Origin of the sequence: Streptomyces auratus, assembly GCF_050433025.1 — a bacterium.
In the GTDB taxonomy this organism is placed as follows: Bacteria; Actinomycetota; Actinomycetes; order Streptomycetales; family Streptomycetaceae; genus Streptomyces; species Streptomyces sioyaensis.
On the sequence record NZ_JBNGCB010000001.1, the window covers coordinates 3,416,329 to 3,428,078 of the forward strand.

Below are 11,750 nucleotides of genomic sequence, written 5' to 3' on the forward strand. Positions count from 1 at the left end.
TCCTCACACGGCGCCGCCCTCCGCGGCCAGCACCGCATCCCGGTAGGCCCGGGCGGCCGCCCGCAGTGCCGCCTCGGGGTCGACCCCGTCCGCCTCGGCCCGTATCGCCATCGCCAGCAGCTCATAGCCGATGCCCTGGCCGGACGGCACCGCGACATCGAGCCCCGCCGCCCGCGCCCGCGAGGCGAGCTTCGCCGCCAGCGCGAGACCGGGCTGGGCCAGCGGAATCCCCTCGGTCACCGACTCCCGCTGCTTCTCCTCGGCCTTCTTCCGCATCCAGTGCGCCTTGACGTCCGCCGGCGTCGCCGCATCCTCCTCCCCGAAAACATGGGGATGCCGGTGGATCAGCTTCTCCACGATCGTGCCCGCCACATCGTCGACGGAGAACGGCTCGTCCGGGTCGTCCTGGGCGATCCGGGCGTGGAAGACGACCTGGAGGAGCACGTCCCCCAGCTCCTCGCGCAGCTCCACCCGGTCGCCCGACTCGATGGCCTCGACCATCTCGTACGCCTCCTCCAGGCCGTACTTGGCGAGGTCCTGGTGCGTACGGATGCTGCTCCACGGGCACTCGGCGCGGATCCGGTCCATGACCTGGACGAGATCGAGGAGGCGGGCGCCGGGCAGGTCGTAGGACCCGGGCAGCAGCTCCAGGTCGGGCATCGTCTCCCGGCCGGAACCGGCCAGCCGGGCCAGGCCGTCGGTCAGCGCGCTCTCGCCCTCCGCGGAGGTCAGGACGACGGCGGTGCGCGCCTCGGGGACGCAGTAATCGACCAGCTCGCGGGCGGTGAGGGAGGCGGTCTCCACCTCGATGCCGGCCTCGCGCAAATAGGGCAGCTGCGGATGGCCGGCATCGGCGCACAGCACCCGCTCGGCCGCGCGCAGGATCTGCCACGCGGGCCAGGACAGCAGCCCGGGGGCGACCCGGTGGCTGGTGGTGAGCAGGACCAGGCGGCCGGTGCCGGTGCCCTCGGGGCGGGTGTCGGCGCCGGTCTCGGCGGCGGAGGCGTCAGCGTTCACGCCTCGAACGTAACGCACCCCACCGACAACGCCCGGCGCCGCCCGGCGGAGCGGCCCGGCGACCGCCGCGGCCCCCGCCGTACGCCCTCCGGTCAGACCTGTTCCTTGGCGGACGCCGGGGTGATCCACGGTTCCTTGGTCTCGCCGAGGATGACCTGCTGGTCGTCCCACTTGCCGAACCGCGGATTGACGTCGATCCCCATGGAGCGGGAGGTCTTGGCCAGCGCCCGGGCGAGCTTCTGCTGGCCCTGCGGCTTGCCGCGGTCCGCGCCGAGGTGCTTGGCGACGCCGTCGAGCAGCAGCTGGTTGCGGACCATGGTGTCGATCTCGTCGGGCGCGATGCCCTGCTGGAGCCACATGGCCTGCAGCCGCTCGGCACCCCCGGCCTGCCGCTCGGCGTCGCTCCGCCACCGCTGCACGTCGGCGCGGCTGACCGTCACCCCGGCGTCCTTGGCGCTGCGCGCCAGCACCTCGTCGAAGATCATGCCGTTGAGGGTGGCCAGGCTCAGCCGGCCGGTGTTCATGACGAGCTCGCTGCCCTGCGGGGACTCGGTCTGCGCGGCGCGCACGTCCTTCACCTTCGCCTGCAACTGCGAGACGGTGATCCGCTTCCCGTCCACGATGGCCGCGGCACCCGGATGTGCGGCACCGCCACAGGCGGCGAGCAGCGGAGTCGCAGCCAGCAGTGCGGCGGTGGCGGATACGGAGAGCGCTGTCCTACGGCGGAACACATGGCCTCCCGGCAGATCGTGCGACGGAGTCTCGACCTTGGTGGATCGATGCTATGGAGTCGGCGTGGCCTGGGCCACTGCTTCGGGCAACGATCTGGGACGGGGTGGGTTTCTCCGTCGAAGTCCGCACCGAAACCACTGTGCCGCGGGCCTGGGGGTCCGGCGTCGACCCGCCACCCCGCGGCCCGAGCCCGCCCCGTCCGGGAAGCGCCCCTCCGGGAACGGGCCCGCACCACCCCACGTCTGAATCACTGTCATCGCTCGGCGCGCGGCGCGGTGGCCGCCGGGCCGAGCCGGGCGGGACAGGGCGTTGGTTCGAGTATCTTTTCGAGCTGGGGGAGAGTGAGGTTCCGGATGAACACGGCCGCAGCAACGGCTGGGGAGGCCCCCGGACGCGTTCCGGGAGCCGGCGCCGGTAGCGGTGTCGTACCACCGCAGCGGGCGGCCGCGCCGGACGGACCGTCGGTCCCGGCCGACGCCGCACCGGCTGTCCGGGACCGGCTGCGGCACACCGCGCACCGGCTGCGCGAGCGGACCGCGCCCCTGCGCGTTCCGCGTCTCGACCCGTACTGGACCGCCGGGTTCTTCTTCCTCGCCTATACGGTGCTCGCGTGCTGGCACTTCCGCACCCTGTCCACGTCCTCCTGGGACCTGGGCATATTCGAGCAGGCGATACGGGGCTACGCCCACTTCGGGGCCCCGATCGTGGACCTCAAGGGGCCGGGCACCAACATCCTCGGTGACCACTTCAGCCCCGTACTGGTCCTGCTCGCCCCCTTCTACCGGCTGTTCCCGTCGTCGCTGACCCTGCTGATCGCGCAGGCCGCGCTCTTCGCGCTGTCGGTGCTGCCGGTCACCCGCGCCGCCGCCCGCTCCCTGGGCCGCCTCACCGGCCTGGCCATCGGCGTCGCGTACGGGCTGTCGTGGGGTGTGCAGAAGGCCGTCGACTTCGACTTCCACGAGATCGCCTTCGCGCTGCCGCTGATCGCCTTCGCGCTCGAAGCGGTGCTGCGCGGGCGGTGGACCGCGGTGGTGTGCTGGGCCGCGCCGCTGGTGCTGGTCAAGGAGGACCTCGGGGTGACCGCGGCCACCATCGGTGCGCTCGCCCTGATACGTACCCGGCGGGCCAGCCCGCTGGCCATCGGGCTGGTCGCCTTCGGCCTCAGTGCCACCGCCATCACCCTCGGCGTGCTGATACCCGGCTTCAACGGCTCCGGCTCCTACGACTACTGGAGCAAGTTCGGGGCCGAGGGCGGCGGCGCCGCGATACCCCTCGTCACTGCCGTCCGCACCACCCTGTGGGTCCTGCTGCCCACCACAGGCCTGCTCGCCCTGCGCTCCCCTCTTCTGCTGGTCGCGCTGCCCACCCTGGGGTGGCGCTTCCTGTCCCACGAGCCGCACTACTGGGGCATCGACTGGCACTACAACGCCGTGCTGATGCCGGTGGTCTTCCTTGCGCTGATCGACGCGCTGCCGCGGATCCGGGTCTCCGCCCGCCCCTGGCTGCGCTCCTACGCCCACCATCTGCCGGCCGCCGTACTGGCCACGGCCCTCGCGCTGACCACCACCCTGCCGCTGAGCCGCCTCACCGAGGCGGCGACCTACCGCACCCCGCCGGCCGCCGTCGCCGCCAAGAAGCTGCTGGCACGGATACCCGACGGTGCGACCGTCGAGTCCGACATCCGGCCGCTGAGCCGCCTCACCGGCCGCACCCGGGTCTTCTGGACCGGCGACACGGGTGGGCTGTCGCCCGATTACGTCGCCACCCAGCTGCGAGCCGACCGCACACCGCGGCAGATGCTGGCGGACGTCATGGCGCGCCATCCCCGCTCGACGTATGTGCTGCTCGGCAGCACGGGGGATCTTTTGGTGTTCCACCGGACCTCTGCGCGATGAGGGCTGCTTCCCACGTTGCCGGGTTTCCCGCCGTGTCTGTTTCTGTGGTTTGTTTCCCGCCTTCGGCGGGAGCGGGGGTGGTTGTGGGGTAGGGCCCGGTGGCTGTGTGGTGGGTGGCGGGGGCAGGGGCTCCGGGGTGGGTGTGTGGACTGCTTCGCTTTACGTCCACACACCCACCCCTCCGCCCCTGCCCCCTCCCGTAGTGGTGGGGCCCCACCCCGGTGGAGGGTGCAGAAGAAAGACAAAAGGCAGAAGCTCAGCCGGAATACGAAGACCAGCCGGAATACGAAGCCCAGAAGCTCGGCCCGGTAGGACAGGGCCGAGCTTCTGGTTTTTGACAGATTCCCCCACCGGGCGGGGGTCGCCAACCGAGCGGGAGGTGGTGGGCCGGAGGGGCCTGTGTTGTGGACGTAAAGCGAAGCAGTCCACAACACAGGCCCCGGAGGCCCACCACCGCCACCCACCACACACACCCAGCGGCCCCCGCCCAAACCCCCACCCCGCCGAAGGCGAAAAGAACCAACAGACGAGGCACGGCGCCGCAGCCGACAACGTGGGAAGGGGGGCCTACGAGCCCAAAATGGTGGAGAGGAACTCCCCTGTCCACGCGAGCAGCTCGCGCCCAACCACCGGCTTGCCGCCGATCTTCCCCGTCGTAGGCCGCGGAACAAGAACTTGTTGCGCGGCCGGCTTCAGGACCGTCCTCGGATACAACCGCTTGAGCCGCAGCTCCTGGGACTCGCGCAACTCCACGGGACCGAAGCGGACGTTGGCGCCCTGGAGCGTGATGTCGCAGACCCCGCATGCGCGGGCAAGCATCCGCAGGCCGGCGACCAGCAGCAGGTTCTCGACGGGTTCGGGCAGCTTGCCGTAGCGGTCGGTCAGCTCCTCGCGGACGGCCGCGATGTCCTCCTCCGAGGCGGCCGAGGCGATGGCGCGGTAGGCCTGGAGGCGCAGCCGCTCGCCGGGCGCGTAGTCGTGCGGGACATGGGCGTCCACCGGGAGTTCGATCTTGACTTCGAGCGGGGGCTCCTCCTCCACGCCGCCTTCCAGGGAGGCGCGGTAGTCGGCGACCGCCTCGCCCACCATCCGTACGTAGAGGTCGAAGCCGACGCCGGCGATGTGGCCGGACTGCTCGCCGCCGAGGAGGTTGCCCGCGCCGCGGATCTCCAGGTCCTTCATGGCGACGTACATGCCCGCGCCCATCTCGGTGTGCTGGGCGATGGTCGCCAGCCGCTCGTGGGCGGTCTCGGTGAGCGGCTTCTCCGGCGGGTAGAGGAAGTAGGCGTAACCGCGCTCGCGGCCGCGGCCCACCCGGCCGCGCAGCTGGTGGAGCTGGGAGAGGCCGAAGTTGTCGCCGCGCTCGACGATCAGGGTGTTGGCGTTGGAGATGTCGATGCCCGATTCGACGATCGTCGTCGAGACCAGGACGTCGAACTTCTTCTCCCAGAAGTCGACGACCACCTGTTCCAGTTGGGACTCGCCCATCTGGCCGTGCGCGGTCTGGATGCGGGCCTCGGGGACGATCTCGCGGAGCCGGGCGGCGGCGCGGTCGATGGACTCCACCCGGTTGTGGATGTAGAAGACCTGGCCCTCGCGCAGGAGTTCACGGCGGATGGCGGCGCCGATCTGCTTCTGCTCGTAGGGGCCGACGAAGGTCAGGACCGGGTGGCGCTCCTCGGGGGGCGTGGTGATCGTCGACATCTCGCGGATGCCGGTGACCGCCATCTCCAGGGTGCGGGGGATGGGGGTGGCGGACATCGTCAGGACGTCGACGTTGGCGCGGAGCTTCTTCAGCTGCTCCTTGTGCTCGACGCCGAAGCGCTGCTCCTCGTCGACGATGACCAGGCCGAGGTCCTTGAACTTGGTCTCGGAGGAGAACAGCCGGTGGGTGCCGATGACGAGGTCGACGGAGCCCTCGCGCAGCCCGTCGAGGACGCCCTTGGCCTCGCTGTCGGTCTGGAAGCGGGACAGCGCCTTGACGTTGACGGGGAACTGGCCGTAGCGCTCGGTGAAGGTGCCGTGGTGCTGCTGGACGAGCAGCGTGGTCGGGACGAGGACGGCGACCTGCTTGCCGTCCTGGACGGCTTTAAAGGCCGCTCGCACAGCGATTTCAGTTTTACCGTATCCAACATCGCCGCAGATCAGGCGGTCCATGGGGACCGACTTCTCCATGTCCTCCTTGACCTCGGCGATGGTGGTGAGCTGGTCGGGCGTCTCCGCGTACGGGAAGGCGTCCTCCAGCTCGCGCTGCCAGGGGGTGTCCGGGCCGAAGGTGTGGCCGGGGGCCGCCATCCGCGCCGAGTAGAGCTTGATGAGGTCGGCGGCGATCTCCTTGACGGCCTTCTTGGCGCGGGCCTTGGTCTTGGTCCAGTCGGCGCCGCCGAGCCGGTGCAGGGTGGGGGCCTCGCCGCCGACGTACTTGGTGACCTGTTCCAGCTGGTCTGTGGGGATGTAGAGGCGGTCGCCGGGCTGGCCGCGCTTGGCGGGCGCGTACTCGACGAGGAGGTACTCGCGGGTGGCGCCCTGGACCGTGCGCTGCACCATTTCGAGGTAGCGGCCCACACCGTGCTGCTCGTGCACGATGAAGTCGCCGGCCTGGAGGGTCAGCGGGTCGATGGTCTTGCGGCGGCGGGCCGGCATCCGGGCCGCGTCCTTGCCGGCCGCCTTCTGGCCGGAGAGATCGGTCTCGGTCAGGACGGCGAGCTTTTGCCCCGGGTCGATGAGGCCGTTGTCGAGGGAGCCGCAGGAGACATGGACGACGGAGGGGGAGATCTCGGGGAGGTCGCCGTCCAGGCGGGCGGCGATGCCCTCCCCGCCGAGCACCTCGACCGTACGGGCCGCGGGTCCGTGCGCCTCGGTGAGGTAGACCGTGCGCCAGCCGTCCGCGAGCCACTGCTTGGTGTCGGCGAGCGCGCGCTGGGTGTCGCCGCGGTAGGTGTCGGGGGCATGCATGCCCAGCTTGATGGTGTCGCCGTCCGCCGTCAGGTCCTCGTCGGCCGCGAAGGGGGAGACCGACCACCACATCATGCCCAGCTCACGGGCCCGGTCCCGGACGTCGGCGATGCCCCACAGGGACGCCGCGCCCACATCGATCGGGGCCGCTCCCCCACCGGCGCCCGCCCGTCGCCCACCACCGCCCGTTACGGAACGGACTTCGTCCGTGCTGGACATTGCGGCCGCCGCCCACGACGCCTGCAGGAACTCCTGGCTCGTCGCCACCAGGTCGGCGGCGCGGGTCCGCACCCGCTCCGGGTCGCAGACCACCGCCATGCTCCCGGCCGGCAGCACGTCGAGCAGCAGCTCCATCTCGTCGACGAGGACCGGGGCGAGCGACTCCATGCCCTCCACCGCGATCCCCTCGGCGATCTTGCCGAGCAGTTCGCCCAGCTCGGGGTGGCGCTCGGCGAGGGCGGCGGCGCGGGCGCGGACGTCCTCGGTCAGCAGCAGCTCCCGGCACGGCGGCGCCCACAGGCCGTGTTCGGCGACCTCCAGGGACCGCTGGTCGGCGACCTTGAAATAGCGGATCTCCTCGACGTCGTCGCCCCAGAACTCCACCCTCAGCGGGTGCTCCTCGGTCGGCGGGAAGACGTCCAGGATGCCGCCGCGGACGGCGAACTCGCCGCGCTTCTCGACCAGCTCGACGCGTGCGTACGCAGCCGCCGCCAGGCCGTCGACGATCTCTTCGAGATCGGCGCTCTGGCCGGTGCGCAGGCTGACCGGCTCCAGCTCGCCCAGCCCCTTGACCTGCGGCTGGAGCACCGAGCGGACGGGGGCGACGACGACGGAGACGGGGCCGGCCGTGGGGTCGTCCGGGCGCGGGTGGGCGAGCCGGCGCAGCACCGCGAGGCGCCGGCCGACGGTGTCCGAGCGCGGCGAGAGCCGCTCGTGCGGCAGCGTCTCCCAGGACGGGAACTCGACGACGGAGTTGTCCTCGCCGGCCGGCATCAGGCTGCGCAGGGCGGCGGCGAGGTCCTCCGCCTCCCGGCCGGTGGCGGTCACCGCGAGCACCGGGCGGCCGGCCTGCCGGGCGAGCGCGGCGACGGCGAACGCGCGGGCGGCCGGCGGCCCCACCAGATCCACGTGCGGCCGCTTTCCGTCGGCCGCGGCCTGCACCGCTTCGGCGAGCGCCGGGTCCTGTACGACGGCGTCGAGCAGACCAGTCAGGCTCATGAAAAGGGTTCCGTCCCAGCGAGGCGAACAACACAGCAGCCCGACACGTCTCACGGGCCGGGGTTGCCAAGAGTACGCCCGCCCGCCGCCCGGCCGGACCGGAACCCGGGACTGCCCGGTGACCTGGCCGCGAGCGTCCCCTTGCGCGTGGGCGCGGTTCCCTCCCCCGGTGCCCGCATGGAAGGGTGCACGGTACAACGACCTTCGGAGGGGGAACGGTGAGCGGAAGCACGAGGCGTACCGGCCACAGTGGACGCGATGCCCTGCACACGGCGGGCCCGTCGCCCGCGGGCCCGCCGCCCCGCCCCGTCGTCGCCGCCCTCATGCTCGGCATGGCGCTGGCCGCGCTCGACTCGACGATCATCGCCACCGCCGTCCCGCAGATCGTCGGCGACCTCGGCGGCTTCGCGGTCTTCTCCTGGCTGTTCTCCGGCTATCTGCTGGCCGTCACCGTCACCCTGCCCGTCTACGGCAAGCTCTCCGACACCTTCGGCCGCAAGCCCATCCTGATCACCGGGATCGTGCTCTTCCTCGCCGGCTCACTGGCCTGCGCGGGCGCCTGGAACATGGCGGCGCTGATCGCGTTCCGCGTGGTGCAGGGCCTGGGCGGCGGCGCCCTCCAGGGCACCGTGCAGACCATCGCCGCCGATCTCTACCCGATGCGCGACCGCCCCCGGATCCAGGCCAGGCTCTCCAGCGTCTGGGCGGCCTCGTCGGTCGCCGGGCCCGCGCTGGGCGGGCTGCTCGCCGCCGGGGCCGGCTGGCGGTGGATCTTCCTGATCAATGTGCCGGTGGGGGCGGTGGCGCTGTGGCTGATCGTGCGGCACTTCGCCGAGCCGCAGCGGAGCCCGGAGCGCGCCACGGCCCGCCGCCCCCGGGTCGACTGGCCCGGCGCCCTGGCGATCTTCGCGACCGGCGGGCTGCTGCTGACCGCCCTGGTCCAGGGCGGGGTGGCCTGGGCCTGGTGCTCCGTGCCGTCGCTGCTGCTGTTCGCCGGCAGCGCCCTCGGTGCGGCGCTCACCGTGCTCATCGAACGGCGGGCCGCGGAACCGATCATCCCCGGCTGGGTGTGGCGCCGCCGCACCATCAGTGCCGTCAACCTCTCCCTGGGCGCCCTGGGTCTGCTGATGGTCGCCCCGACGGTGTTCCTGCCGACCTACGCACAGGCGGTACTGGGCCTGGGCCCGACCGCGGCCGGCTTCGTGCTCTCCGTGATGACCCTGAGCTGGCCGGTCTCGGCCGCCCTGAGCAGCCACGTCTACAACCGCCTCGGCATCCGCACGTGCGCGGTGCTCGGCATCGCCGCGGCCGGTCTGATCCTGCTCGCCTTCCCGCTGCTGCCGTATCCGGGCGCGGCCTGGCAGCCCGCCCTGATCATGCTGGCGCTCGGCGCGGCCCTCGGCCTCTTCCAGCTCCCGCTGATCATCGGCGTCCAGTCCTCCGTCGGCTACCCGGAGCGCGGCACCGCCACCGCCTCCATACTCTTCTGCCGCCAGGTCGGGCAGTCCCTCGGCGCCGCGCTCTTCGGCGCGCTCGCCAACGCCACCCTCAACGACCGTCTCGCACAGGCCCCTTCGGGCATCCGCCGCGGCCTGCCCGACGACCTCGACGCGGTCTCGCGCGCGCTGGAACACCCCGGCGCGCTCACCGCGCACGCCACCGACTATCTCCGCCGTGCCGTCGATGCCACCGTCGACCACGTCTACCTCGGCGCCGCCGCGGCCGCCGCGCTCGCGCTGACCGCGCTGCTGGTGCTGGCGCCGCGGCGCTTCCCGGTGCACGCCGACGTCCGCGCGGCGGGCGAGGGCGAGCCGGGCGGGACCTGACGGGCCGGCGGGCGGGCTCAGGAGTCCGCGCTGCCGCGGGTGCGGGGCACCTGCGTCTCCACGGTGTCCTCGTCGTCGGAGCGCGGCGACCGGCCGGGGCGGGAGCCGCGTCCGCCGTCCGGCGCCTGTGCCGTGCCCGCGCCGTCCTCCTCCGGTACCGGCGTCTTCCCGGTGAGCGCCGCCAGGCTGTTGCGGACGTGGTTCATGTGGACCCGGACCTCGGCCCGCTCCGCGTCATGGGCGGCCACGGCCCGCTCCGTGGCCCGCTCGATGCGCTCCACCTCGGCGCGGGCCTGGGCCAGCATGCCGGCGGCGCGGCTGTCGGCGTCCTCCTGGCGGTGCCGGGCCTCCTCCTCGGCCTCCGCGTACAGCCGTTGGGCCTCGGCACGGGAGGCCTTCCCCCGGGCGTCCAGCTCCAGGAGCAGCCGGTCGGTCTCCGCCTCCTGCTCCGCCTGCTCCCGCCCGGCCGCGTCCCACTCCTCGGACTGCCGCTTCTCCTGGTCGCACAGCAACTGCGCGGTCCGCGCGCGCACCTGCGAGAGCGCCTCGGCCGCGTCGTCCCGCACCTGCGCGGCCTCCTTGGCCGCCGCGACCGCCAGCTCGGCGGCCTCGCCCCGCGCCGCCTCCTGTGTGCGCCTGGCCCAGGCCTCCGCCTCGGTGCGCAGCGCGTACGCCGCCCGCTCGGCCGCGTCCTGGACCTCGTCCGCGTGGACGGCGGCCCCGTCGCCGACCCGCCGGGCCTCCTTCTCCGCCTCGTTCCGCAGCCGTGCCGCCTCGGACTCCGCGGTCGTGAAGATCAGCCGGGCCTCGCTGCCGAGGGACTCGAAGGTCTGCGGTGGCAGGTGCGCCAGATAGTCGCGCAGCTCGGCGAGTTCGGCCTCCATCTCGTGGGAGAGAACGGTGAGCCGTGCGGCGCGCTCCCAACAGGAGTCGCGATCGACCGAGAGTCCCTCCACACGGCGGTCCACATCCTCCGTCCGGTAGCCACGCCCTCGTACGGTCTCGAACCCGTGAGGCGAAACCGATGCACTCATCCTTCAAGCCCCTCTCCGCGCAATGACCCGCACTTCCCATGGGATCGGTTCGAAGCATCACCTTCACGACACTCCACCCAACCCACCCCACAGGATGCGTTATTTATCGGCAGAAGTCGGAATCCGATCATCCTCGCGCAGCGCCTGGAACAACCGGCTCGCCCCGTTCTCCTCCCACGGCAGCACCGAGCCGACACCGCCGACCATCACCCCGGGCCGCACCACCGGAACCGTCGTCGCCGTCCCCTCGCCCCCGGCGATCTGCCGCATCGACCTGCCCATACCCAGCAACTCGGCCATATCCGCGTCCTCGTCCACGGTCAGCGCCGCCAGCGCGGCATCCAGTACCCGCTTGGACCGGGGCGGGTCGAGGAGCACGTCCGAGGACGCCATCCCGTCCGCCACCGCGCCGATCAGCTGCCGCTGGCGCTTCACCCGTCCGAGGTCCCCGTTGGGGTCGGCATAGCGGGCCCGTGCGTACGCCAGCGCCTGGGGGCCGTTCATGCGCCGGCAGCCGGCCGGGAAGTCCGCCCCCGACTTCTCGTCCTTGAGCGGCTCGTCCAGGCACAGCCGCACCCCGCCCAGCGCGTCCACGACCTGCACCAGCCCCAGGAAGCTCACCTCGGCATAGCGGTCGATGCGCAGCCCGGTCGCCTGCTCCACCGTTCGGGTGAGCAGCTGCGGTCCGCCGTCGGCAAAGGCCTCGTTGATCTTCCGGCTGCCGTGGCCCGGTATCGGCACATAGCTGTCCCGCGGCAGGCTGACCAGGGTGGGACCGTGATCGCCGGAGTGCAGCACCATGATCGTGTCGGTGTTCTGCACCCGGCCGTTGCCGACGTGCAGGTCCCGGCGCTGCTGCGGGGTCAGCTCGCTGCGGCTGTCCGAGCCGACCAGCAGCCAGTTCGTGCCCTTGCCCGCGGCCGGCCGCCCGGCGTAATCGCCCAGCGCGGCCACATGCCGCAGATTGCCCTCCGCCCAGATGTACAGCCAGGCCCCGCCCGCGACCACCAGGATCACCAGCACCAGCAGGGTCACCAGGGTCGGGGGGAGCCACGACCACCGGCCCGGGGGCG

The 11,750-nt window shown here is 72.3% G+C and carries 7 protein-coding genes; 2 read left to right on the forward strand and 5 right to left on the reverse strand.

What is annotated here, in order from left to right:
• Positions 1-3: 3 nt before the first annotated feature.
• Together BKA18_RS14650 and BKA18_RS14655 are read right to left on the reverse strand one after the other, a co-directional pair.
• The gene (locus tag BKA18_RS14650) at positions 4-1,017 is read right to left on the reverse strand and encodes a nucleoside triphosphate pyrophosphohydrolase (RefSeq protein ID WP_366048031.1); all 1,014 of its coding nucleotides are present in this window, start codon (positions 1,015-1,017) and stop codon (positions 4-6) included.
• 92 nt (positions 1,018-1,109) lie between these two features.
• Positions 1,110-1,748, reverse strand: a complete 639-nt coding sequence (locus BKA18_RS14655) for a SurA N-terminal domain-containing protein (RefSeq protein ID WP_366048032.1) — start codon at positions 1,746-1,748, stop codon at positions 1,110-1,112.
• 354 nt (positions 1,749-2,102) lie between these two features.
• Here BKA18_RS14655 and BKA18_RS14660 point away from each other — a divergent pair, with 354 nt between their 5' ends.
• Complete coding sequence (locus tag BKA18_RS14660) at positions 2,103-3,644, forward strand: DUF2079 domain-containing protein (protein ID WP_366048033.1); 1,542 nt, start codon at positions 2,103-2,105, stop codon at positions 3,642-3,644.
• A 567-nt stretch (positions 3,645-4,211) separates the two neighbouring features.
• Here the strand turns inward: BKA18_RS14660 and mfd are convergent.
• Positions 4,212-7,817, reverse strand: coding sequence for a transcription-repair coupling factor (mfd, locus tag BKA18_RS14665; RefSeq protein ID WP_366048406.1), 3,606 nt, complete (start codon positions 7,815-7,817; stop codon positions 4,212-4,214).
• A 218-nt stretch (positions 7,818-8,035) separates the two neighbouring features.
• On the opposite strand from mfd, the gene BKA18_RS14670 reads away from it, so the two are divergent.
• Positions 8,036-9,643 (forward strand): MFS transporter, encoded by a 1,608-nt coding sequence (locus BKA18_RS14670; protein WP_429638329.1) that lies wholly within the window; start codon positions 8,036-8,038, stop codon positions 9,641-9,643.
• Between the two features lie 17 nt (positions 9,644-9,660).
• Here BKA18_RS14670 and BKA18_RS14675 read toward each other — a convergent pair whose 3' ends face one another.
• Both BKA18_RS14675 and BKA18_RS14680 read right to left on the reverse strand, forming a co-directional pair.
• Positions 9,661-10,599 carry a coiled-coil domain-containing protein gene (locus BKA18_RS14675; RefSeq protein WP_366048405.1) on the reverse strand — a complete coding sequence of 313 codons (939 nt, stop codon included), beginning with the start codon at positions 10,597-10,599 and terminating at the stop codon, positions 9,661-9,663.
• Between the two features lie 177 nt (positions 10,600-10,776).
• The gene (locus BKA18_RS14680; protein ID WP_366048407.1) at positions 10,777-11,712 is read right to left on the reverse strand and encodes an LCP family protein; all 936 of its coding nucleotides are present in this window, start codon (positions 11,710-11,712) and stop codon (positions 10,777-10,779) included.
• Between the last annotated feature and the right edge of the window lie 38 nt (positions 11,713-11,750).